22 protein-coding genes are annotated in these 22648 nt (G+C 66.4%); 18 read left to right on the top strand and 4 right to left on the bottom strand.

The window, feature by feature from the left end:
* Nucleotides 1–45: 45 nt before the first annotated feature.
* From Q0P60_RS15940 to Q0P60_RS15925, 4 genes are all read left to right on the top strand, one after another.
* A complete protein-coding gene (locus Q0P60_RS15940) occupies nucleotides 46–1101 on the top strand; it encodes a hypothetical protein (RefSeq protein ID WP_294995627.1) in 1056 nt (351 codons plus the stop codon).
* A 10-nt stretch (nucleotides 1102–1111) separates the two neighbouring features.
* Nucleotides 1112–2098 (top strand): IpaD/SipD/SspD family type III secretion system needle tip protein, encoded by a 987-nt coding sequence (locus Q0P60_RS15935; RefSeq protein WP_294995624.1) that lies wholly within the window; start codon nucleotides 1112–1114, stop codon nucleotides 2096–2098.
* 59 nt (nucleotides 2099–2157) lie between these two features.
* On the top strand, nucleotides 2158–2535 hold the full coding sequence (locus Q0P60_RS15930; protein WP_294995621.1) for a hypothetical protein: 378 nt from the start codon (nucleotides 2158–2160) through the stop codon (nucleotides 2533–2535).
* A 113-nt stretch (nucleotides 2536–2648) separates the two neighbouring features.
* The gene (locus Q0P60_RS15925; RefSeq protein ID WP_294995618.1) at nucleotides 2649–3290 is read left to right on the top strand and encodes a hypothetical protein; all 642 of its coding nucleotides are present in this window, start codon (nucleotides 2649–2651) and stop codon (nucleotides 3288–3290) included.
* Nucleotides 3291–3453: 163 nt separating this feature from the next.
* Here Q0P60_RS15925 and Q0P60_RS15920 read toward each other — a convergent pair whose 3' ends face one another.
* A complete protein-coding gene (locus tag Q0P60_RS15920) occupies nucleotides 3454–3993 on the bottom strand; it encodes a hypothetical protein (RefSeq protein ID WP_294995615.1) in 540 nt (179 codons plus the stop codon).
* A gap of 410 nt (nucleotides 3994–4403) precedes the next feature.
* On the opposite strand from Q0P60_RS15920, the gene Q0P60_RS15915 reads away from it, so the two are divergent.
* From Q0P60_RS15915 to Q0P60_RS15855, 13 genes are all read left to right on the top strand, one after another.
* A complete protein-coding gene (locus Q0P60_RS15915; RefSeq protein ID WP_294995612.1) occupies nucleotides 4404–5030 on the top strand; it encodes a hypothetical protein in 627 nt (208 codons plus the stop codon).
* Nucleotides 5030–5380, top strand: a complete 351-nt coding sequence (locus Q0P60_RS15910) for a hypothetical protein (RefSeq protein ID WP_294995609.1) — start codon at nucleotides 5030–5032, stop codon at nucleotides 5378–5380. Before Q0P60_RS15915 ends, Q0P60_RS15910 begins: the two co-directional genes overlap by 1 nt.
* Before the next feature lie 40 nt (nucleotides 5381–5420).
* On the top strand, nucleotides 5421–6143 hold the full coding sequence (locus Q0P60_RS15905; protein WP_294995606.1) for a hypothetical protein: 723 nt from the start codon (nucleotides 5421–5423) through the stop codon (nucleotides 6141–6143).
* A gap of 67 nt (nucleotides 6144–6210) precedes the next feature.
* A complete protein-coding gene (locus Q0P60_RS15900; RefSeq protein ID WP_294995604.1) occupies nucleotides 6211–9327 on the top strand; it encodes a hypothetical protein in 3117 nt (1038 codons plus the stop codon).
* On the top strand, nucleotides 9324–9575 hold the full coding sequence (locus tag Q0P60_RS15895) for a phosphopantetheine-binding protein (RefSeq protein ID WP_294995602.1): 252 nt from the start codon (nucleotides 9324–9326) through the stop codon (nucleotides 9573–9575). Before Q0P60_RS15900 ends, Q0P60_RS15895 begins: the two co-directional genes overlap by 4 nt.
* A 260-nt stretch (nucleotides 9576–9835) precedes the next feature.
* Nucleotides 9836–10216: a lytic transglycosylase domain-containing protein gene (locus Q0P60_RS15890; protein WP_294995599.1), complete on the top strand. Its 381-nt coding sequence runs from the start codon at nucleotides 9836–9838 to the stop codon at nucleotides 10214–10216.
* 211 nt (nucleotides 10217–10427) lie between these two features.
* Nucleotides 10428–11606, top strand: a complete 1179-nt coding sequence (locus tag Q0P60_RS15885; protein ID WP_294995596.1) for a PrgH/EprH family type III secretion apparatus protein — start codon at nucleotides 10428–10430, stop codon at nucleotides 11604–11606.
* Nucleotides 11607–11654: 48 nt separating this feature from the next.
* Nucleotides 11655–11948 (top strand): EscF/YscF/HrpA family type III secretion system needle major subunit, encoded by a 294-nt coding sequence (locus Q0P60_RS15880; RefSeq protein ID WP_294995593.1) that lies wholly within the window; start codon nucleotides 11655–11657, stop codon nucleotides 11946–11948.
* A gap of 61 nt (nucleotides 11949–12009) precedes the next feature.
* Nucleotides 12010–12291 carry a type III secretion system inner rod subunit SctI gene (gene sctI / locus Q0P60_RS15875; protein WP_294995589.1) on the top strand — a complete coding sequence of 94 codons (282 nt, stop codon included), beginning with the start codon at nucleotides 12010–12012 and terminating at the stop codon, nucleotides 12289–12291.
* An 8-nt stretch (nucleotides 12292–12299) separates the two neighbouring features.
* Nucleotides 12300–13079 carry a type III secretion inner membrane ring lipoprotein SctJ gene (sctJ, locus tag Q0P60_RS15870; RefSeq protein ID WP_294995586.1) on the top strand — a complete coding sequence of 260 codons (780 nt, stop codon included), beginning with the start codon at nucleotides 12300–12302 and terminating at the stop codon, nucleotides 13077–13079.
* Nucleotides 13066–13605: a hypothetical protein gene (locus Q0P60_RS15865; protein ID WP_294995583.1), complete on the top strand. Its 540-nt coding sequence runs from the start codon at nucleotides 13066–13068 to the stop codon at nucleotides 13603–13605. Before sctJ ends, Q0P60_RS15865 begins: the two co-directional genes overlap by 14 nt.
* Nucleotides 13586–14287: a hypothetical protein gene (locus tag Q0P60_RS15860; RefSeq protein ID WP_294995581.1), complete on the top strand. Its 702-nt coding sequence runs from the start codon at nucleotides 13586–13588 to the stop codon at nucleotides 14285–14287. Before Q0P60_RS15865 ends, Q0P60_RS15860 begins: the two co-directional genes overlap by 20 nt.
* A complete protein-coding gene (locus tag Q0P60_RS15855) occupies nucleotides 14274–14543 on the top strand; it encodes a hypothetical protein (RefSeq protein ID WP_294995578.1) in 270 nt (89 codons plus the stop codon). Before Q0P60_RS15860 ends, Q0P60_RS15855 begins: the two co-directional genes overlap by 14 nt.
* A gap of 75 nt (nucleotides 14544–14618) precedes the next feature.
* On the opposite strand, the gene Q0P60_RS15850 is transcribed toward Q0P60_RS15855, so the two are convergent.
* The 3 genes from Q0P60_RS15850 to Q0P60_RS15840 are packed head-to-tail and all read right to left on the bottom strand — an operon-like array spanning nucleotide 14619 to nucleotide 17680.
* Nucleotides 14619–15641: a hypothetical protein gene (locus tag Q0P60_RS15850; protein ID WP_294995575.1), complete on the bottom strand. Its 1023-nt coding sequence runs from the start codon at nucleotides 15639–15641 to the stop codon at nucleotides 14619–14621.
* 51 nt (nucleotides 15642–15692) lie between these two features.
* Nucleotides 15693–16529, bottom strand: coding sequence for a hypothetical protein (locus Q0P60_RS15845; RefSeq protein WP_294995572.1), 837 nt, complete (start codon nucleotides 16527–16529; stop codon nucleotides 15693–15695).
* A gap of 59 nt (nucleotides 16530–16588) precedes the next feature.
* Nucleotides 16589–17680 carry a hypothetical protein gene (locus tag Q0P60_RS15840; protein ID WP_294995569.1) on the bottom strand — a complete coding sequence of 364 codons (1092 nt, stop codon included), beginning with the start codon at nucleotides 17678–17680 and terminating at the stop codon, nucleotides 16589–16591.
* Between the two features lie 371 nt (nucleotides 17681–18051).
* Between Q0P60_RS15840 and Q0P60_RS15835 the strand changes: the two genes are divergently transcribed.
* Nucleotides 18052–22539: an autotransporter outer membrane beta-barrel domain-containing protein gene (locus Q0P60_RS15835; RefSeq protein ID WP_294995566.1), complete on the top strand. Its 4488-nt coding sequence runs from the start codon at nucleotides 18052–18054 to the stop codon at nucleotides 22537–22539.
* The last annotated feature ends 109 nt before the right edge of the window (nucleotides 22540–22648 follow it).

Here is a 22648-nt window from a genome sequence, read left to right as displayed (position 1 = left end):
CCGGCCCTCCCGCTGTCAGTTGAATCCCATTCCAGGAGATATCGCATGAACATGTCCGTTGCCCTTGCTCCGTCCAGCTATCGCGATGCCGCCGCCCTGGCGGCGCAGCCCAGCAAGGAGGTGGCCGCGCCGCGCGCCGCCGATCGCCAGGCCCATGAGCGCCTGACCGAGCTGGTCACCAGCCAGTTGCTGGCCAACCGCGGCACCCCCGCCCGCCAGGGCGGTGCGCAGCCGGAACTGCGCGACCCGGCACTGACCCTGCCGGCAGCACAGGCACGGGTGGCCACCCTGAAGGGCGTGCTGACCAGCGCTCTGCAGCCCAGCCCGGAGGCACCGCCGCCGCGCGGCAGCGACGCCGCAGCGGGCAGCAGGAACGCGCCGCCGCCGGAAATGCCGAAGGGCGGCTGGATGGCCAACAGCAGCTTCAGCCAGCTGCTGGCCCTGCTGCGCGAACTGTTGCTGCGCTTTGAAAAAATGGAGCGCGATCAAGGATCGCGCATGGTGATGATCGCACGCGACATGACCATCAAGGCCGGCGACAAGGGCGTGCAGAAAGCCAACGAATCGTTCGGTGGCGCGGTGGGCGGCCTGATGGTGATGGGGGCGGTCACCGGGACCGGTGCTGCGATGTCCATGAAGGGCAGCCATATGCAGACCAAATCCATGACCAAGCCCGCGAACGCGGGAACCCAGGAGGCAATCGCTGGGACCAAGACCAAGGTGGCCATCGATAGCAACGCACCCATGGCGCACCGCAATGATGCGACCAACAGCAACAACGGCATTGCTGAAAACAGCGCCGCCAAGCATGCACAGACCATGGCCGAAGCGCAGGTGCCGATCGCGCAGGGCTACGCGCTCAACCAGCTCGGCAACGCCAGCAACGGCCTGGTCACCTCCGGCGTCAACATCCAGGCCGAAACCACCGAGGCCGAACGGCAGATGGCGCTGCAGGTGGTGGACGTGCAACGCCGCGTTGCCGACGAAGAGCAGGACCAGGCCAACAAGACCCGCGACCAGCGCGATGCCACCGCACAGCTGGTCGACACCCTGTTGAACATGCAGGCCAGCACCAGCGGCCACATCATCGGACGTTACTGAGGAGAATCCCATGGCCGAGGCCATCACCACCATCGCGTCGCCGCAGACGCGCATGCCGCTGCCACCGCCGGCACTGCAGCCGGACGCCATCAGCGACGAGCAGCCCATCGTGGATGCCGCGCTGCTGGCCCGCCTGCGTTCGCTGCAGCCGGTGTTCAACCGCGCTGGGCAGCAGGCGCAGCAGTTTGCCCAGACCGCCGAACGTGGCCAGCCGTCACCCGGGGCACTGGGCGAAGGCGAGCTGGCGCACCGTCATGCGGTTGCCGCGCGCTCGCTGGCCGAGGCGCAGCACGGCCTGCAGCGCCTGGCCGACCAGCCGGCGCTGATGCCGGTTCCCGGCGAAGCACCGCCGAACCCGGCCGACATGGATGCCAGCGGCCTGGTCTGGAACTCGCATTCGGATTTCTACAAGCAGATCGGCGAGCTGCTGGGCCTGCTGCAGGCCGAGTGGCTCAGCAAGTACCAGGACGCCATGGCCACCTACCTGGAGTTCTACAAGGAACTCACTGCCGCCATGGAACTGGTCACGGTGGGCGCCGCCAATGACAAAGGCGATGTCAATGTGGGCTTCGAAGCGGCCAGAACGAGGCTGAAAGAGCTGCTCGAAGAGTATGGTCCGCCTGATAAGGACGGCAAGGGTGGCGAGAATCCATTGGCCAGCTTCAAGACAATGGAAGAGGCCGAGGCCTTCATCGCCTCGATCGGTCTGCCAGGTCTGACGGCGGAGAAGCAGGCGGATGGCAGCATCGGTGTCTACATGGACGTGAGTGCGGTCGAGTCACTGAGCAATCTTGGCAATGGTCACATGGACGCCGCCAAGTACAACGCCTGGGTGTCCAACAAGGACAGCAGCCTGGAACAGATCAAGAACGCCAGCAAGGTGCTGGGTGAAAAGCTGGGTGAGATGACCCAGAAGTTCGACAACGTCGTCAAGATCCTCAGCGCCACCATCGACAAGATCACCGAAGCCGATATGGGCTTCGTGCGCGCGCTGTAAGTTCTTCACCCGCAGGACGGGGACAGCCTCCCCGTTCCTGCCTACGCCAGGAGTCAATCATGTCGATCAATGCCCCGAAAGGACTGCCACCGGCCGCGCCCATCGATCCGAGTATCCGGCGCGAGACCGCCCCGACCACTGCGCCCGAACCGACGTTGGAGCTGCTCAAGATCAAGAACATGCAACTCAGCCTTCAGCAGGGCATACGCGATCAGACATGGGTGGTTGAAGCGAAGCGCCACAGTGCTATCTATGCCGAGTGCAAGGTGGATGTGTTGCTTGAGAATGGCCTGCCGCTGGAACACCCGAGGGTGAAGAGCGCGGTGAGGCAGGCGAGCAAGCTGTTCGGCGAGCAGGTGCGCGCGGAGGCCGGGTTGAAGGCACTGAACGGGATGCTCGACCTCTTCAACAAGAGGGCCGAGGACGCTTCGTCATGACGGCCCTGCAGCCCGTCGCATCGAACGCGACCGCTAGCGCCCGCACTGCATCCGCAGTCGAGGGCAGCGACGCAGCCCCTCATCAGGAGGGGGGCGGCTTCCTGCCGCAGGAGGTGAGCAACGGTCCGGGTCTGTCCCGTACGGCGCCGGCATCGCGGGAGCACTACCGCCAGGCCGCACTCGATATCGAGATCGAGGCGCGGCAGCTGCGCAACCAGAGCAACGCCGACCTGACTTGCATGCTGGCCACCCGCGTTGCCCACCAGCCCGCGCTTGCGCTGCTGCAGCAGAACCTGCACGAGCGCGAGGCTCTGGTCGAGCGACGCGAGGCACTCCTACGCGAAGCCGAAGTGCTGAACCGGCGCAATGAAGAACTGCTGGACCGCCAACAGCAGCAGGCCGTCGCCCTGCTGCTGCGACTGGAAGCCGATGCGGTCACCCTGGCCGAGGGCGTGGAACGTGTCGATCAGGTCGAGCGTGACATCCTCGCTCTGAAGAGCCAGCTGGAGAATGTGCTCAACGCCGCCGCACAGCAGGAACACGCCCTGCATGGTGCAGTGCTGACCGCACGGCTCGACCAGAAGGATCTGCGAGAGGCGCAGGCGACGCTGGTGGCCGAGCGTGAGGGCCTTGCCGAGGATCGGGTGCAAACCGAGCTGAGCAAGGCCGAGTACGAACGCAAGCTGGCCGCATTGCAGCAGCGCGAGTCCACACCTCGCTCGCCAAGCAAATGGAACGTCCACTTCGGAAGGTGACAGCCTCCTGTGGAGCAGTAGATCCACGCCACGCGTGGATGCCCCTCTGTAGAGCCGAGCCCATGCTCGGCTGCATCACAAAGGGAGCAGTAGATCCACGCCACGCGTGGATGCTCCTCTGTAGAGCCGAGCCCATGCTCGGCTCTACAGGAAGATCGAGCGCTTACTGCTTCACCACCCAATCAAACCGCGGCTTCACCACCGTCGCAATCGGCGCCGAGTTCCAGCGGTTCATGCCGTGATGCTTCATGTCAGAGGGCGTGGGCGAGCCAGGTAGGCTATCGCGGCGCGTCTGCAACGACGTCGCCGCCAGGTCGCGGCTCTCATCCAGCCCCTGCATCAGCTGGATCACATCGCGGGCGATGTAGCGGGCATTGCAGAGCTGGGCGGCCAGCCGGTTCGCCTGCTCTGCGGAACGCCCCTGCGTGCGGTGAACGGCGTCGATGTTGCTCAATGAGCGCAGATGCATCGCGGCACCGTCCAGCAGTGACTTTCGGCTGGTCCCGGCCGGCAGGGTCGAGGGCGCCAGGTGCATCCGGTTCGCCAGTGCCAGCAGATTGCCCAGTGCACCCTGGGTCTCGGAGAGGCGGCGATGCGCCACGGCAGACGCGGTGCGGCCCCCGGTCAGGTTGAGTACGCCCTTGATGCCGGAACGGCAGAGCGCACTGCCGGCGCGATAGACGTGGCCTAAATGAAGGTTCATGGGTACTACCTGTGTCGAATGTGTGGGATGCAACTTCCCCTGTACGCGGTAGTAGATAGGGAAGGCGCCAGAGCCGCTTTCAGAAAACGCTCATCGTTCCCCGTATGGCCTGCTTATGTGGAGCCGAGCCTATGCTCGGCTCAGATCCGTCCGAAGCCGAGCATGGGCTCGGCTCTACAGGGGACGCCCGACGCCAAGGCCATGTTCTGTCGCCGTTCGATGTTCGATCAGGAGACCGTCGCCGCGCTGTACGTGAGCCGAGCATCGACTTGGTGCTACAGGAATCTGCAGGCGTTCACACGTTTACAACTTTTTGCAGTGTGCTGTCGGGATTCTCTGGCCACACTTGCCTGCCGTGACCGCTGTGCGTTTCGCATCGGACACCCACCCAGACGCGCAGGAGAGATCGCTTGTTGACGCCGACATCCGCTTCGTACTCCAGCTCGGTCGATTCCGCTTCCTCTGCGCAATCGGCGGCGTCCTCGCAGGCCCGCTTCGCTTCGCTGTCGCCCGTCACTGACCGTCTGTATGCGGCAACGCCTGAGTTCGCGTCGCAGATGAAGACCATCTTCAACGGTGATCGGTTGCCGAAAGCGATCGAGAAGCGGGCGCTGGCGTTGCTGCCCGCCCAGAAACGGGATCCAATGCACAAGATGTTGCATGGTGTGAACCGGCGTGAGATCGACTACGGCTTGGGGTACCGCTTTCACCACATTGCCTCCCATCTTGCGGCGGCGATTGCACGAATGCAGCTGATCGAGGCACAGCAGCCGGCGCCAGCCAGTGGCATCCATGCCGATGTTGACAGTCTGTTCGAGGTGGGGTCTTTCAGTGCGTCCGAGGCGTTGCTCGGCTTCATGGATCGGCTGAGTGATCCGGTCCGCCCCGATCCTCCAGCGGGATATCTGACCCTCGTGCTTCGGCTATCTGATCGTCACCGGCAAGTGAGGGCCAGGCTGCTCGAGCATCCCGCGATACGGGCCTGGCACGCTGTCTGCGCGCGCTGCACACGGCGCTGGTGCAGCTGGCGGTGCTGATGGGTACCGCCAGCGATGAGGAGGTCACCTTCCACAACATGTATCAAGACCGGGCCGGGACGTACGCCGGCATCGAGTCCTTCCACGGGCGCATTGACGGTCCGTATCCCGCCGCCGACTGGCTTCGCCCGCTGGGGCGGCTGCAGGCTGGGCTTGCGCATGCCAACAAGGTGCTGCGGATCACCTCCATGTACCTGTCGTCGCTGTGCGACAGCCGTAGATACCGTGGGCACGCCTCGGTACCGGCGCGGCTGGAGGCAAAGCTGTGGCGGGAAGGGGGGCTTGACGGCGAGGACCAAAAGTCCATGGAGGTGACCGATCGCTGCCTGCCTGGCTGCACGGTGCTGTGATGGGCTGTAGCCAGCATCGAACAACACGGGAGCGCGTGATATGTCCGGGCGCATAGGGCCAGTCTACAACGCGATGGGGCAGCCGATGGTGGGCGCGAACTGGACCTACTACGAGGAACAGCAGTTCCAGGCGCAGCTGAAGGGGGTGAGCAACCAGCCTGCGGCTTCGGGCCGCGGCGGACCCGCCGTACCGAACCGCCCCAACGACTGGGAGGAGACCCAGTGGCGCATCCGGATCAAGGACCGTCTGACCGACGTGCTGAGCCAGCGCAACTATGACCATGACCCCTTGGCCGAGATGGCGATTCGCGTTTCGATTGCCCGGCTCGACCCCGATAGCCCGATGGCGTACGGCAGACCGTTGCGTGACCTGCTGCTTGAACTGGTCGCGCTGGATTGGTACATCGAGATTTGCCCGGGCCGGGAGTCGTATGCAGCACTGCGCGCAGAGTATGGGGCGCTGCTGAAGGATGGCATGCTGCGATTGGCCAGAGTGATGGGAGAGGTTCCCATGTTGATGCCGATGGCCCAGCTGGCCTGGAGCCCGGCACAGGGGAAGGCGTACTGGACCCTGCGGGTCGAACTGGTGCCGATCATCCGCGGGGCAGAGAGGCTGCAGTACGCGATGAAGTACCAGGAGCCGTTTGACCCGGCGATCAAGGTGCTGGGTCCGCTGATCAAGGCGATTCTGGATGTTCCGGGGGAACGCTCGGCGTTCCTCGAACATGGCGCGGGAAAACCCCTGCTGCGCCATCTTGATTGAATTCTGAAAGCGCGGTCGTGCGGCCTGCGTAACCTGTTCTTGTCTTAGTCCCTCACAGGAGTGGCCCGTGACCCAAAATGCTGTTGCCTTCAATCCAACCGTTCATCCGCGCGTGGTTTCCAGCACCGCCCTGGAGGGTACGCTGACCAGCATGAAGCTGAGAAACGTGCAGAACGCCCAAAAGCAGGCCCAAAAGCAGGATGGCGATGCAGTGAGCGAGGACGGTGCTGCGTCTACTCCTGAAGCAAAGAAGTTTGAGGAACCGCTGGCACCCTGCAACCTGGGCCGCGTGAACGGCCGTTACGAGTGCATGGTGTACTCCGACGCGGTCTCAACAGCGGCGCGGGTGCTTATCGATGCGGCGAAGGCCGCACCCAGCACTGCCGAGGCAGGCCTACTGGAAGACGCCGTTGCGCATCTGGTGGGGGGCGACGTACCGCCATTTGGCATCGTGGTGAACCACCAGCTGACCGTGCTCGGCGCGATCCATGCCAGCCTGACCGAGGCGCTGGCGAATGATCCGAACAACGAGGATCTGCTGGTGCAACGCGGCTTCATTGCCGCAGAGATCATCGAGATCGGCCAGAAGGCGGCGCGGATCGGCAAGGGCGGACGGGAAGGCGACAAGTCGGTATCCGGCTGCACCACCAGCGGCGGCGCCAAGGAAAACGACCTGCGAAGGGCCATCGCACACAGTGACAAGGTGCTGCGTACCTGCCGCAGGGTGGTCGGGGACGAGGTCCTGTTCCGTGGTCTGGGTGACCTGATGTCGCGTTCGATGAATGCCGCCGTGGCCGAACGCCGCCCGGGCGACGTGGCGCTGCTGAAGGACGCCACCGGGGCCGATCTGATGAAGATGCTGTACTCGCCGATGGTCAGCCAGATTGATGACAAGATCAACCTCTGCATTGCCAGCGGTGGCGCGGCCGACTTCCGCGCGGCGGTGATGCTGCTGCTGACGATGCCGGAATATGTGCTGCCCGCCGACGGAAAGAAGGTCGCGGAGGCTCCCGCAGACGAAGCCGCTGAACCGCCCATCCAGGCCGGGCCGGGCGGCATCGGCGGCATTGGCAACCAGGTGGTGGGCAACAACGGCAACCAGAAGCTGGTGGGTGGCAACATCACTGGTGGGAATGTCACCGTGAACAACAACCACAATCTGGGTGACTTTGGCAGGCAGCTGGAAAGGGCCTTCAACCTGGGTGAGCGCAGTGGGCGCCAGATCCGTGGCTTGCAGGCTGAAAACGCCCGCCTGCGTGCCCAGTTGGAGCGGGCGCGTCAGGGACGCGCCCGCAGCAACCGGGCACAGGTCCAGCGCGACCTTCGCCAGCGGGTGGAAACGATCAAGGCCGAGCTGGCCAAGCCGCGCGGCGCGGGTGCGGCCACGACGATGGCTGCACCCACGCCCGCAAAGGCGCTCATGCCCACGTCGCTGATGACCACGGTGATGGTGCGCCTGGCCGAAACGATGCCGGCGATGGCACAGAAGCCCGCCGCCGCTCCGTCGCCGCTGGCCCTGCCTGCACCGCCGCCGCCGCGCGCGATGGACGAGGTGCTGGCACAGCTGCGTGTGGCGCTGGACGGCTGGTGGGCGCGCGAGGGCGCGCCGGTCGAGCCGCAGCAGGGCGTGACCGGCACGCCGAGCGTTGCTCCTTCGCAGCTGGGCAGCACTGCGCCCAGCTCCGCCCGTCACTGGCAGTCACCGGACTCGCCGGCCGAGGCGGTGGTGGCCGAACTGAAGCACTCGTTCGCACAGCTGCCTGTGGGCGAGTTGCCCACGCCCGGGCAGATGCTGGCACTGCACGGCCGGGTGGCCCGCCTGGTGGGCCCGGGTGCACCGCATGCCACGCTCGAATCGGCCATCGAAGAGTTGCGCCAGGGCGTGGCGGCACCGGCGGCGGTGACCGCCGCCGAACGTAGCGAAGCGTGGAACCGGCAGTCGCCGCGGATGGGCGTGCCGTTGCCGATGCGCCGCGTGGTGACCACCGGCGATGTGATTCCGACACAGCAAGGAAGCAATCCCGATCGCCGCGAACTGCGACGTTCGGACAGTCTGAGCTCGATCGACCTGCTGCCGGGACAGGCGCTGCGACAATCCACCGAAGCTCAGCGCCGCCAGCGCGAGGCCGCGTTGCACCCGGCGCCGGACGCGACCCTGGCCAGCGCCCTGAAGCAATCGTTCTCTTCGCTGCCGGCAGGTGAGTTCCCCAGCCCCAGCCAGGTGCGCGGGGCACCGGTTGATGACAGTCGCATCCGCACCCTGGGACCGCGCATGCCCACGTTGACCGAGCAGTTCGTTGCGGAGCTGGCGGCGTCGCCACTGGTGGCGCGCCATGCGGCAGGCGCTACGGTAGTAAGCGACAGCAGCGAGGACGAGTCGTCACTCTCGGACAGCGTATCGGGTAGTGATACCGGATCATTGTTCTCAGGCAGCGATGACGATGAAGCGTCGCAGCTGCGGGCGGGCGGTGGTCTGGGGGATGGCTCTGCGGCCCCGCGAAATGCGCCCGCGCATGATTCCGGATCGCGGGCTTCGCACTCTGACGATGACGACAGTCAAGAGCAGCTGCTGCACGAGGCAATGAGCCTCGGAAGAGAGCGCTTCCAGAAGCTGGCCGGTCCGCGCTATGGGTTGAGCGCTGCTCAACGTGATGCGGTGATCGCGCAGCTCTGGCCGGCCGAAGCAGAAGATGCCGTGCAGGAGGAACTGCAGGCGTTCCTGGCGAGGATCGAGGAAGAGAACGCGCGCCCGAGGGTTCTCACGCTTCCCGAGGGGGCTGATGTCGAGGCGCTGGTGCGCCAGCGCGCCGCCGCCTCCGCGCTGCCGCCATCACCCGATGGCAACCGGGAAGCCCAGATCGGGCGGCTGGCAAACACCGTGCGGGGCGCGGCGCAGCGCCACGCGCAGGAGCTGGATGACTATGCGAACCTCCTTCTGTACCCGCAGGAAAAGCGCTGGCTGTACGAGTGGGGTCTGGCTGCACAGCCGGCCGCGCCGGCGGCGACGTTCCAGTTCAGTGCTCGCGAAGAGCTTGGTCATGCGCGCCACACGCGTCGTGGCAGTGAACGTTCGCAGCGCCTGAGCCTGGGGGCAGACGCCGATGCCCGGGCCGAGCAGAAGAAGCAGCTGGCCCGTGAGGGTTCGCTCCGCTCGCAGGGCAGCGGCGTTTCGGTGCAGTCATGAACAGCACCACGCCTACGGTTGACGATCTGCGCCGCCTGATTGCCCGGCACCTGGAACTCTCGCTGGTGATGGTGGATGAGGACGACCGTCTGCATGAGGATCTGCAGATGGATTCGCTGGAGCTGTATGCAGTGCTGGCGGATGCCGAGACGATGTATGGCGCACTGCCCGAGCCCGGTACGGTGCACAACCACACCACCGTGGCCGAACTGCATGCGGTGATGCTGCAGGCACGGGCGGGGCAGTGACCGCGTTGCGGCTGCTGCTGGGGGGGGCGTTGCTGCTGGCGCTCATCCCCGCTGCCAGTGCGCGGGTGCACGCCTCGTTGGATGCACATGGGCGGCTGCAGGTGACGGCTTCGGTACCCGTCGGCGCCGCCGGCGTTGACCTGCATCGGCCGCATCGGCCGGCCCGTGCGCCGCATGTGCGTCCCGCGGTCCCGCCTGCGACAGCCACTGCTGCGACATCAGTGCAGGTGTCGCCGCAGCGGGCGCGCATGCAGGCGTTGGTGGACCAGGTTGCCGCTGAGTTCGCCATCGATGCGGCCCTGCTGCATGCCATCGTGCAGGTCGAGTCGAACTACAACCCGCAAGCGACCTCGCGCGCGGGCGCGCTGGGGCTGATGCAGGTGATTCCGGCCACCGGGCGGCGCTTTGGCGTGCACGATCTGTTTGATCCATTGCAGAACCTGCGTGCCGGCGCCGCCTATCTGGTCTGGCTGGACCAGCACTTCGAGGGTGAGCTGCCGCTGGTGCTGGCCGGCTACAACGCCGGTGAAGGCGCGGTGCGCCGCCATGGCCGCCGTGTTCCGCCGTACGCGGAGACCCGCCAGTACATCCAGCGCGTGATCGAGCGTTACGGCCACACCCAACGCGACACCTTCCTGTAGTGCCGAGCCCACGCTCGGCAAGCCACAAGTAGAGCCGAGCCCATGCTCGGCAGATCGAGCGGAATGCAGCCGAGCATAGGCTCGGCTCCGCAAAGGGGGCTGTGCAAATACAATAATTTGCATGGTTGCGCCGGGCAGCAACCGCCAAGCTCGCACGCTAATCCATCAAGCAGGCTTGGCGCAGGTGATGTCGGCGACCGCACATAGCAAATTGAAGCTCCTGTCCGGAATGCTGGACGGTGTCGAGTTCACACTGGAACCCGGTGACACCCTGTTCCTGGTCGGGCGCGCGCGTGAGCTGGGTGACAGTGGTGCGGGCGCCGCGCTGAGCCGGGCCGACAATGTCTTCTATATTCCGGACGACAGCAGCGAGGCGACCTTCCGCGTGCGCTGCTCGGACAGCGGTACCCCGCAGGCGCTGCATCTGCGCGAACATGGGCAGTGGGCCGAGCAGGTGCTGCTGCTCAATGCCGTGATGCAGGTGGCCGGGCTGGATCTGGCGGTACGCGACCGGCATGAGGCTTGGAGCGATGCCGTGCTGGACCATCGTCTGCCAGGCCGGCTGCAGCATGACGATTTGCCTGCAACCCTGCCTGCGGCTTCGGCCGCCCCACGCCGGATGCCGGGCATGCGCGCCATGCTCGTGCTGCTGGTGCTGTCGCTGATGGCGCTCGGCGGCTGGTGGCTGTACGAGAGCGATCGCCCGGCGGCGCAGGCACGCGAGCTGAGAGCCGTGCTCGCCACCGCCCCGTATGCGTATCGGGTGGTGACCCGCGCAGATGGGGCCGACAGTACCCTCTACGCCTTCTCCGACAGCAGCGAGTCGGTGGCCTGGGGCCAGCGCGCCAGCCGCCGTTCCGGCCGCACCGACGATGTCCATCTGCGCCGTGATGATGAGGCGCAGCGTCTGGGCCAGATGCTGGACGCGGCCGGCATTGCCCATGCCATCGTGCGTATGCAGCATCCGCAACGCCCGGAGGCGGTGATCATGAGTGAAGGCGCTTCCGATCCTGCACGCATCTCGCGTGCGGCAGAACTTCTGAAGGCCAACGCGCCCTATGCCGAACAGGTAGACGTGTTGACCGTGACCGACGCGGCGCTGATTGCCACTGCGCGTGCCGAACTGCGCGCGCGCGGCATCAGCACCCGGGTCGATCCGGGCAGCGGCCGCGCCAGTGTGGTCAACGATGTCTTCCTCGACGACGCCGCGCTGCATGCAATGTCGCGCTACCGCGATGCGTTCGCCCGGCAATGGGGCGAACGCCGCATCCGTATCCGGGTGCGCCTGTGGGACGACCTGCTCAAGGGGCGTTCCTACCAGTACTCCCAGGATCAGCTGCTCTCGGTAGGCGAGGGACGCTGGGAGTTTTCCAATGCAGGCCAGCACTGAGTGCTGGACCTGGAATCACCTTCAATCACAACGAGCAGGAGTACATCAATGATTGGCAAAGGCTGGGACGGTGGTCCGCAGGCCCCGGGTCCGTGGAATGGTTGGCTGACCGACCACAGCAGAAAGTTCGACAAGGGTGTGGAGTCGCTGAAGGACCACCTGGACAAGACCTTCAAGGATCTGGCCGGTGACGGCACCACGCCGGGTGACCCGACCAACCCGCAGCTGCTGGCGAACTACCAGACCGCGCTGTCGGAATACACGACCTTCCGCTCCTTGCAGTCCAACTCGGCCAAGAGCCTGTCGGACATGCAGAAGCAGAACGCCCGCAACCTGGGCTGATGCCCGGGCGGTGCCAGCCTCGCGCTGGCCCGCCTCATTGAGTTCATAGACGAGGTACGCCGTGCAGGTTTCATCCATTGCCGCCACTGTTGTTCCTACCGACGGTGCCGGCACCACCGCGCTGTCCGATCGCATGAGCCAGGCGCTGGCCGACAGCTACATCCGTTCCGGTCACGACCTGGCGATGATCCAGGGCGCAAGCAACGATCCGGCGGTCGCCAATAACCCGGTGCAGCTGTTCGCGCTGCAGACCGCGCTGGCCGATTACTCCAAGCGCATGGTGGTGGCCGCCGGTCTGGCCAACCACGCCACCAAGACCGTTGAGACATTGTTGAAGTCATGAAAGCACCGGTGTCCCTGCGCGGGGCCCTGCTGGGTGCCGTGCTGCTGTCAGCCGGCTGCGCCGACAAGGCGCTGCTGGAAAACCTGGACGAACGCCAGGCCAACGAAGTGGTGTCGGTGCTGCTGCACAACAATATCGATGCCGACAAGCGCGGCGTGGGCAAGGGCCTGTACGTGGTTGACGTGGGCGCCCGCGATCTGGCCGAGGCGATCGAACTGATGCAGCGCCATGCGCTGCCCTCGTCGCCGCGCAGCCGCGTGGCCGAGGCGTTCCCCGCCGATGCGCTGGTGAGCACGCCGCTGGCCGAGCGCGCGCGCCTGATCTCGGCGGTGGAACAACGCCTGGAGGAATCCCTGCTGCAGGTAGAGGGCGTGCGCTCCACCCGCGTCCACCTGAACTACGACGCCAACCTCGGTGGCGAGGGTCGCCGGCCCGACGGGCGCCGGATGCATGTCGCCGCGGTGATCGGCCATGCGCCGGGCGCCGACACCGAATCCCTGCTGCAGTCGATCAAGCGCTTCCTGCGCAACACCTTCGATGGCATCGACTACGACAACGTATCGGTGATCCTGACCCCGGTAGACGGGCCGCGGGTGATGACGGTGACCGCCGATGAGGGTGCGGCGCTGCCGTGGGGCCGCATCGCGCTGGGCAGCGGCGTGCTGCTGCTCGGGCTGGCGGTGGTGGTGGGCATGGCCCGCGGCGGCTCGGCACTGAACACGGGCCTGCGTGGGCTGGCCGCGCGGCTGCCGGACAAGGCCCGGAGGCGCTGGCGTGCAGGAACATGATCTGCTGCGTATCGCGTGTGCGCCGGCAAGCTACTACCGTCCCTGGCGTGCCGCCTATGCGGGTCTGCAACCGGCGCAGCAGCGCTGGCTCAACGCGCAGCTGCTCCAGCAGCGGATGCTGGCGTTGCCGGAGCGGCTGGAGCTGCCTCGCGACCCGTTGGCGCGGCAACTGGTGCGGCAGTGGTCGCAGCTGCCGCAGGTGGCGTTGCTGATGGCGGCGGCGCGCCTGCGCCGCTGGGTGCTCAGCGAGCGTGCCAGCGCGGCCTTGCCGGTGGCGGTGCATGCCTTCATGCGGCTGGGCCACACCGAAGCCAGTGCGCCGCGGCCCGCGCAGGACGTGGCTACCACGGATCAGCTGATGGCCTGGGGCAGCGTTGGCGTGCTGGCCTGCTGCGCGCAGTTGCCGGCGTGGTTGTATGCACGCCTGCCGTTGCACTTTTCCGGCCTGCCGCTGCCCGCGGTGAGCGACGCCGCCGATCCAGACCTGCTGTGGAGTGCACTGCATCATGCTGAAAAAGTTTCCTGAGCAGGCGTTGCGTTTCGCCGTCGATGGAGTGATTCCACCCAGCGCGCTGGGCCAGGCCGCTCACGCTCGGCAGCTGGAGCATTACGCCCGCCGTCGCGCGGCCGCGATGATGGCGCCATTGCCGGGGCAGGTCGCCCAGGCCAGGAAGGACGCCCGGCTGACCGGCTACACCCATGGCTACGCCGACGCCATTGCCGAGGTGGTGCCGCATCTGGCGGCCTTGCTGGCCGACGTGCACAGCCTGCGCGACAGCCTGCGGCAGCAGCTGTGCGAGGTGCTGACCCGCAGCCTGCAGGCTGAAGGCGTGCACGCCGAGCTGATCGTACAGCGCTGCGCGCAACAGTTGGCCGGTCCCGATCCGATCCTGTTGTTCCTGCCCGAGCCGGACCTGCCGCTGCGCCAAGCGGTGCAGGCGCGGCTGCAGGCGCTGCCCGGCGGGGATGCCGTCCAGCTGCGCAGCACCGACGGTCCACATGCGTTGCTGAAAGCCGGTTCACGCGTGCTGGAACTGGATCCGGTCGGGCCAATGCTGGCCACACTGGACCGCGAGCTCGACGTAGCCGCACTTGAAGAGGAAGCGCGCCGGCGCGCGCATGCCTATGTAGATGGCTTTACTCCGCGTACGCGCACTGCCGCCACGCACCCTTCCGGCCACAAGGAGCCTGTATATGCACCCCGTTGATCGACTCGATTCCCATACCGCAGGCCAGTACGCCTCGACGCAGGACAGCAGCACGCCGCGTGACCTGCTGCAGCGTCTGAAGGAACTGGCCCCCCGCCAGGACATGGAGCTGCCGGTGGAAGACGGCGAGGAAGAGCTGGATCCGCGCGAAGCGATGGAGAAGTTCGTGCGAAAGTGGTTCGCCGACGATTTCATGCGCGCAATGCTGTTCGGCGATGAGGAGAAGCTGGGCACCAAGCCGGAAGAGTGGACCTAGTGCTTCTGTAGAGCCGAGCCGATGCTCGGCTTGATTTCTTGGCGGGTGGGGCATGCTGCCGAGCATGGCTCGGCACTACACGCCGAGGTCTGGCAATGAGCGGAACGGGGCGATCTCCCCAGTCAGGCTACCTGGCTGCGAGTGCCGATTGCCCACGGTCATCAGCGACAGCGTCTTCGAACGCGTGCGACCGCCAGCCAGGTTGGCGGGGCCGTCCTCTGCGTCGATGACGTTGCGTTGCAGCCCCGGCCAGCGCAGCGAGGTGGTGACGTCAACCGCGACCGCGCTGTAACGCCGGGTAGCGCTGCTCAGGTTGGGCAGCTGCACCATCGATTCGAGGGTTCGTGCCGTCAGTCGCGCGTCGAGGGCGGTGTGCAGGTCTCCTTCATTGGACAGGACGCTCAACGCAGATTCGAGCAGGGCGACGTCGCGCGCCAGCAGGCCATTGGGCGCGATCTCGCACGCAAGATGATCCGGCAGCGAGGTTTGCTCCCAGGCTTTCACATAGGCCTGGCGAAGCAGCACGCGGGAGGCGATCCAGCGTTCATCGCCATAGTTGATCAGCTTGTCCAGCTGTTTCGCCCCGGGCCTGCGCAGAAACGCTTGGGCGAGGGCACCCAGGCGGGCAGACTGCCATCGATCCAACCGGGCCTCGATCTCATGCGCAACACCGGCCACCAGCGTGGCCTGGACGTCAGCCGGGCACGCAGAGAAGGATATGGCCATCATCTGGCCGATCCGGTTGCCGGTCGCCTGCAGCTCGGGATCGCAGGTGGCACTGAGCAGGATGCGCGACAGTGACCGGCAGAAGGTCTCCCGGCTGGCGGCATCCGCTTCGCGCAGGAAGGTCTCGGTGGCGATTACATCATCGACTTCCTTCTGTGCCCGTTCCAGCCGCTGGCCGATGAACGCGCCGTCAGGAGGCGTGTCGCGCATCGTGGCGGGCCCCGCCGGCCGAGTACGGTGGCCGTTGACCACCTTCTGCAGCATTTCGCTGATACGGCTGGCGAATGAAGGTTGTGACGGCGCGCCGACGGACTGGTAGCTGACCGATCGGCGTGAAGCTCGTGGAATGCAGTTCTGCAGCAAGGCATCCATCAGGGATCTCCAGGGAGAGCGCCTGCCACCGCGCCGGCGGCAGGCATAGGGCTAGAAGGACCGCCGTGCGGCGGCGGGCACGTGCGCGTGTTGAGCGTGCTGCAGTGCGCTGTCGCTGCTGGCCCGTGGCGGTAGCGCGATGCCCAGCCGTGCAACGGCGTGCAGGCTGAGTTCGCGGGTACCGTGGGTGAGCGTGCGCAGATCGGCCAATGAGCGGAATTCGGACGGCAACCGGGCCGCCAGCCCGGCATCCAGCCGGGCGTGTCCGGTGATGTCATCCATTGCCGCCTCGACGATGGCCAGGTGCGGCTTGAGGTCACCGTCACGCAGCGTCGCGGCGCGGAAGCCTGGCCGCAGCGCGTGGTCCCAGCCCGTCTCGTAGGCCGACAGTAGCAGGACACGGGTGGCGAACCAGCTTGGGCCTTGATAGTTGATGAGCGCATCGAGCGCTCCTTTGCCGGGGCTGCGGATGAATCGCTGGGCCAGATGCGCCAGGTCGAGGGCGGTCCAACGCGGCAGGTCCGATTCGATCGCGCTGGCCACCGTGCTGAGCAGCCGGGTGCGGTTGCTGATCGGCGTGGCGGAGAAGTGGTCGGCCACGACCTGGCCAATGCGGTTGGCCGCAAACGTCATGCCGTTGTCGCAGTAGCATAGCAGCAGCTTCGAGAGCTCACGGCAGAAGGGCTGCACCTGTTCTGTATCTGCCGCGGAGGCGTGCGCAAGCCACGCGTCCACCGCGTCGCCGGAGGCCGGCGCTGGCAGGTTGGCACGCTGTACCGGACGTGGCGGACCATTGAAGAGGCGCTTGAGCATGCCGGTGAACTTGGTCAGCCTGCTGGCAGAAGGTGGGGTTCTGCCGAGCGTCGTCTTCGACGTTGCGTCGTCCACCGCTCGATAGGTGGTTGCGGGTACGCGCTTCGGGGCGGCGGTGACTGGAGCCGCCAGCCTCACCGCGCGTCTCCGCGACGTTGCAGCGGGAGCTGACCGGTGGAGGCCCGCTTGAAGGCCTGATGGGTGGCCTCCTGGAGCAGGTCATCGCTACGGCTGGACTGGGTCAGGTCGGCTGGGCCCTGGTGCAGCGACGCGTCGGCGTGCAGAAGGGGAATCTGCCTGTACTGGGCTTCCAGGGCGGCGCGGATCAGCCTGATATGGCCGCTGACATCGTCGGTCGTCTCGAGCACCCGTGCCCAGCGGCTATCGAAGGTGGCCGCGGCCGGCGTCAGTCGCGTGGCCTTACACCAGGCATCGAGCAGCAGCACACTGGCCGCACTGGAGCCAAACCGGGGGCCGACGCCGGACTGTTCCTGCTCTGGATCGATGCCCTCAGTCAGGGATACCAGCGAGTTGTCGTTGGTGTGATAAAGGAACTCGGCGGTCGCCGGGTTCAGCGCTTCCCAACGCGTCTGATCGCTGCGGATTCTCAGCGCAAGTCGTGACAGCAGTTGCTGGCCCTGCTCATAGGGGAGCGAGGTGAAGTGATCCATGATCGCGTCGGCGATGAGCCGGTTGGTGCTCAGCGACAGGTCATCGATGTGCGCCAGCAGGTGCAGGATGCGATCGCTCTCGAACACCTCCATTGCTTCAGGAGCGCTATCGGCTGACTCCTGGCTGGCGTGCTGGATGTCGGCCAGGTCCTGCTCGAAATCGCTATCTGGATACAGGATGGCAACCTCACGGAACACCGACTGACGGGCACGCAGCGTGGCGCCATCTGCGACCGCCTGGTCCACCAGCGCGTTGGCTTTCTGGAAGGTGTTGGGCGACAGCGGATGCTGGGCCAGGGTGGTCTTCAGCAGCATCAGGGGAGCCAACGAAGCACGTTCGTTGCGGACCTCGGCGGAGTACCTCGGCGCGCGCGCGGCGGGACTTGAGGTGTCACGCTTGGGCTCTGGCTGCAGCACCGATTTCAGCTGCTTGAAGCAGTTGCGTACTCCGCGCAGGGCGGCTTTGAACGAATGGGGGCGGCCCGGCTTGGCCGGGGTGTCGGGCGTGCGTGAGCGCGCGGGCGCGGCAGGCGAAGTAAAGGCAATGCGGGACAAAGGTAATTCCGTTGATGAGAGTCAGGTGTGTGGAATGCGATCCGTCCCCTGGGGCGGACCCTCACACGGGCAGCGACGCTAACGGAGTTGGGGCGGCGCGACTTTCAGATTTCAATCTGCGCACCCGGGTCGCGTATCCAGGGCGGTGCCGAGCCGATGCCCGGCTTGCAGTTCGCGCAGGCTGGCCGAATCGCAGCCGAGCACGGGCTTGGCGTTCAAATTTGTGAGTTTCGTCACTTATTGACGTTTATTGCACACTTTCTCCACATCACCCTTAGAGTAATGCCCGATACGACCTCCACCTCCGTCGACAAGGAACGACCATGGCCCCCCGGCATCGTAAAAGCGCTCTGCCTCAGCAAGGGCCCCTGATGGCGGCGTTGGCACTGATCATTGCAGGGGGCGGCAGCGAGGCCGCGATGGCCCAGCAGCTGGTGGTGACCGGCATCACCACCGAAAGCAACACGCGCTACGCCTGGGATACAGGGGCGGCGATCTTTGTTGATCGCGGTAGTTATGACGGGACCAACATCGAGGCCGATTACTTTGGGACCAGCCCTGTCCTGGATGCCAGCGGCATCCAGATGAATCGAGGGACGCTGGCGCTGCACGGAGGCGCGGTGACCTCGACCTACTACGGTATCTGGGCAAATTCCCCCAGCGGATTCACGCTTGACGGGACACGGGTCCAAGGCAGCAACGTCGGAATCTACATCGAAAGCAGCACGGTCGGCTGGGCCCAGCTGCGCAACATCCAGCTGCAGGCGGGGACTGCCGGGTCGTCGTGGCCGCCGACCGGCATCAGTGCCTTCGGTAGCGGTGGTACGGTGCGGATCGCGCTGCAGGATTCGGCCATCGACGTGCAGGGCGCTGCCGCCAGGGGATTGAGCGCTTCGGCAGGCGGCGGCGGCAGCAGTGTGATCGAGATGCAGGGCGGACGCATCGACGCTACTGGGCTCCTGGTCGAGGGCGTGTCGGTGCATCACCAGCGGATCGCACTGACCGGCACCACCGTGGCGGCCAGTGGAGAGCGCTCGGTGGCGGCACATGTGAATGGGATCGACACCCGGCAGGGCCAGCTGGAACTGAACGCGGTGACTGCGACAGCACGTGGTGTTAACAGCAGTGGTGTGCGGGTGAAGTTCTACGGCAATGCGGTGGTGGCCGATTCAACCGTGGATGCGCGCGGTGACGGCGCGATCGGCCTGTACCTGGACGGCTTGAGTGGTGGCAGTGCCATCAACAATTTCCCAACCCGGGCCACGGTGCAAGGAGGCTCGATCACCGCCGATGGCAGCGGCTCGAGGGGCGTGTTCGCGCACGTCAACGCCGACCTGACCCTGACCGGTACGCGTATCGCGGCGACCGGCACCGGTTCGGTGGCGGCCTTGCTCGAGGGCGCCGATGTGCAGGCGCACCTGATCGATGTCGCCCTGACCGGCGACACTGCCGGCGCACGCGTGCAGAACGGTGCCACGCTGGACATGCAGCGGGGCAGCATCGCCGTAAGCGGGGCGGGGGCGATTGGTCTCGACGCGGCGTCGGCAGGCGTACTCAGGGCGCAGGGAACGCAGGTGTCAGCGTTCGGCGCCGGTGCTGTTGGTGTGCGCCTGGTCGATGCCAGCGTCACCGCCAACCTGAGCGGACTGAGCGTACAGGGCGATGCCACCGGTGTGCAGCTGGGTGGGGTGTTGCCGTGGGTGTTGAACGACTTCACCGTCAGCATGACCGGGGCTGGTGCCACCGGCCTTTCAATGGAACTGCTCAGCAAGGCACAGCTGAGCGGCGGCAGCTGGACCGCAACCGGTGCAGGCGCCGTGGCCGCCCGTGTTGATAACGCCGGTACCGTCACGGCCGATGGCACGCACTTCCAGGCCGACGGGACCGGCGCCATCGCGCTGCAGGTAGATGGGGCTGGATCACGGGCACAGCTGACCACGGCGAGCGTGGGCGGATCGGCGACCGGTGTGCGCGTGCAGGACCGTGGTGCGCTGCATATGGATGGCGGTAGCGTCGTGCTGACCGGCGACGACGCGATCGGCATCGACGTGGATTCGGCCGCAGGCGTTACCAGCCAGGGGACACATGTCGCGGCCTTCGGGCGCAATGCCATCGGCGTGCGCCTAGCGGATGCCGGCACGCAGGCCGGTTTCGATACGCTGCAGGTGACCGGTGACCACATCGGTGTCGCGATGGGAAATGGCGCCCGGCTGACGCTGTCGAACTCAACCCTCGCCTTGGTCGGCGATGGCGCCACGGCATTGACCCTGGGCAGCGGCAGTGCCGTGCAGTTGAGCGGCGGCGGGTTGCTGGCTGTTGGTAGCGGTGCGGTGGCTGCCGCGGTGGGCGCGGGCGCCTCACTGGCTGCCAGCGGCACCCACCTCCAGGGCGACGGCATCGATGCCACCGCCCTGTCGGTGGACGGAACCGGGGCTGGAGCGCACCTGGTCGGCTCCAGCCTGGGCGGATCGGCCACCGGGGCGCGCGTGCAGAACGGGGGGGCGTTGCAAATGGAGGGTGGGCTGATCGGAATGAACGGAGACGGTGCGATAGGCCTCGATGCAGGCGCCGGCGCCTCCGTCAGCACCAATGCCACGCAGGTGTCCGCATTCGGGCGCAATGCAATTGGCGTGCGTATCGCCGACGCAACCACGCAGGCGAACCTGGGCCTGCTGCGAGTCACCGGAGATCACATCGGCATGATGCTGGGGAGTGGCGCCCGCCAGGCATTGGCCGGTGCAAGCTTCAACATGACCGGTGATGGAGCGACGGCGCTGGTGGCTGGCGCGGGCAGTTCGGCACAGCTGGACGGCGGCACGCTGGCGGCGACCGGTGCCGGTGTCACCGCAGTGACACTTGCAACGGGCGCTAGTACGACATTACGCGGCACAACATTGCAGGCGGATGGCGCGCGCGCGACGGGCGTTGTCATCGGTGCCGGGGCGAATGCAGTGGTACAGCAGTCACTGCTGGTGGCCGACGGCGCCAACGCCACCGGTATCGCGTTGGCGCCGGGGGCTGGCCTGGATGCGACCGGCCTGAGCATCAGTACCGCTGATGCGGGCTCGGTGGGGATCCACACCACCTCGCAGGGGACCACCGCGACCGTACTGTCGCTGGCCAGCAGCAGCGTGCGCAGCACGGGCACGGCGTTGCAGTCGGACGGTGATGGCACCACCACGATGCGGCTGCGTGACAGCTGGCTGCGCGGTGGCAATGGACAGCTGCTGACGGCCGGTGGTGACGGATCGCTTTCACTGCTGGCCGAGGGCAGCACCTTGATCGGCGACGTGGTCGCCGGCGCAGGCACCACGGTGGCGCTGCAAGGTGGCAGCAGCTGGTCCGGTATCGGGCGTGGCATCGGCCGGCTCGATCTGGACGCCAGCAGCCATTGGCTGCTGCAGGGTTCATCAACGGTAAGCACGCTGAACCTGGCCGGGCAGATCGAGTTTGATCCAGCGACCGCGGGCAATCCATACAAGACACTGACGGCCGGCAGTCTGGCCCTGCAGGGTGGAACGTTCGTCCTCAATTCCCGCCTGGATGCGGGAGACGCGGCCGAAACCGATCGCGTCTCCGTGCTGGGCGACAGCTCGGGAGCCGGTTACGTGGTGATCCGCAACAACGGTGGCAAGGGCGCCGGCACCGGCCATGGTCCGGAGCAGGGCATCCGCATCATCGATGTCGCTGGTGCCTCCAACGCCCACTTCGCGCTGGCAGCGCCCGCCATCGTGGGCGTGTACGACTACCAGCTGGTCAAGGCCGACGGCCAGAACTGGTATCTGCAGACGCCGCGCGATGGCGGCGGCGAAGAGGGCGGAGAAGAAGGTGGCGAGGAGGGCGGCGAAGAGGGAGGCGAAGAGGGGGGGGAGGAAGGCGGCACGATTGTCGAGCTGATCCCGGGCTATGTCACGGCGCTGTCTGCGGGGCTGCGTCATGCCGATGCGCTGCTGGGCAGTTTCCACCAGCGCCTGGGCGAGCAGCGCTGGCGCCGTGAGGAGGGTTTCACGGCCTGGGCCCGTGGCATCGGCGGCTCGGGTCGCTATGCGCCAAGGCTGAGCGGATTGCCGCAGCGCGGCTACTCGCTCACCCTCGGCGGGGCGCAGGTGGGGGCGGACTACTCGATCAATGCCGTCGCGGGCGTGGACGACATGCTCAGCGTTGGCGTGATGGCCGATGCGGCCACCTCCAATGCCGATGTGCGCGACCACAGTGCGCGGGTACGGCTGCGTTCGACCGGCGGTGGTGGCTACCTCAGCTGGCAGCAGCATGCGACGACGGGAACCGGCAGTGGCCAGGGCTTCTATGCCGATGCCGCGCTGCGCCGCGACCATCTCGACACCCGGGTGCGGGCGCGCTCGGTGTCAGGGTTCGAGTTGTTCGACGACTATCGTGGGCGGGCCTGGTCGGCTTCGCTGGAGGGCGGCTATGGCTTCGCGCTGGCCAATCGGGTGCTGCTGCAGCCACAGCTGCAGGTGACCTGGACGGCCTTGGACAACAAGGACTTCACCGATCGCTATGGCCTGGAGGTGGGGGGCCAGCGTGCGCGTTCGTTGCAGGCACGGCTCGGCGTGCGCATGGAGAAGACGCTGCTGCCAGCCGATGCGGGCGCAAGCGGGCGCTCGGCGACGTTGTTCTGGGATGCGAACGTCAGGCATGAGTTCAAAGGCGACGCGCGCCTGCAGGTATTCGATCGTGAGTTCGGCTCGGATGCGGGAGGCACCACGCTGGTGATCGGTGGTGGTGTGGTGGCCCAGCTGTCAGCCAACCTGTCGGTGTATGCGCGTGCCAGTGCGGAAGTGGGTGGCCGCGTTGATCTTGCCGGCGCCTTCAGCGGGGGCATCAAGCTGGGCTTCTAGTAGCCCGAGCCGATGCTCGGCTGCAAAGGGCTGCGCGATACGATCGATTCTTGAAAGTTCAGTTGGCTTGACAGGAACATAGTGCTGCTTCCCTTCGGTGATTCGAAAA

This window comes from uncultured Stenotrophomonas sp. (assembly GCF_945952405.1).
GTDB lineage: Bacteria > Pseudomonadota > Gammaproteobacteria > Xanthomonadales > Xanthomonadaceae > Stenotrophomonas.
Note: the sequence above shows the minus strand (reverse complement) of the source record. Positions and strands in the feature narration are given on the sequence as shown.

Bases quoted from the DNA above. Each gene is read 5' to 3' on its own strand.
- Q0P60_RS15920 (WP_294995615.1), bottom strand. From the start codon at position 3,993: ATGAACCTTCATTTAGGCCACGTCTATCGCGCCGGCAGTGCGCTCTGC.
- Q0P60_RS15860 (WP_294995581.1), top strand. From the start codon at position 13,586: ATGCTGAAAAAGTTTCCTGAGCAGGCGTTGCGTTTCGCCGTCGATGGA.
- Q0P60_RS15850 (WP_294995575.1), bottom strand. From the start codon at position 15,641: ATGGATGCCTTGCTGCAGAACTGCATTCCACGAGCTTCACGCCGATCG.
- Q0P60_RS15910 (WP_294995609.1), top strand. From the start codon at position 5,030: ATGGGTACCGCCAGCGATGAGGAGGTCACCTTCCACAACATGTATCAA.
- Q0P60_RS15855 (WP_294995578.1), top strand. From the start codon at position 14,274: ATGCACCCCGTTGATCGACTCGATTCCCATACCGCAGGCCAGTACGCC.
- Q0P60_RS15930 (WP_294995621.1), top strand. From the start codon at position 2,158: ATGTCGATCAATGCCCCGAAAGGACTGCCACCGGCCGCGCCCATCGAT.
- Q0P60_RS15935 (WP_294995624.1), top strand. From the start codon at position 1,112: ATGGCCGAGGCCATCACCACCATCGCGTCGCCGCAGACGCGCATGCCG.
- Q0P60_RS15895 (WP_294995602.1), top strand. From the start codon at position 9,324: ATGAACAGCACCACGCCTACGGTTGACGATCTGCGCCGCCTGATTGCC.
- Q0P60_RS15880 (WP_294995593.1), top strand. From the start codon at position 11,655: ATGATTGGCAAAGGCTGGGACGGTGGTCCGCAGGCCCCGGGTCCGTGG.
- Q0P60_RS15905 (WP_294995606.1), top strand. From the start codon at position 5,421: ATGTCCGGGCGCATAGGGCCAGTCTACAACGCGATGGGGCAGCCGATG.
- Q0P60_RS15835 (WP_294995566.1), top strand. From the start codon at position 18,052: ATGGCGGCGTTGGCACTGATCATTGCAGGGGGCGGCAGCGAGGCCGCG.
- Q0P60_RS15940 (WP_294995627.1), top strand. From the start codon at position 46: ATGAACATGTCCGTTGCCCTTGCTCCGTCCAGCTATCGCGATGCCGCC.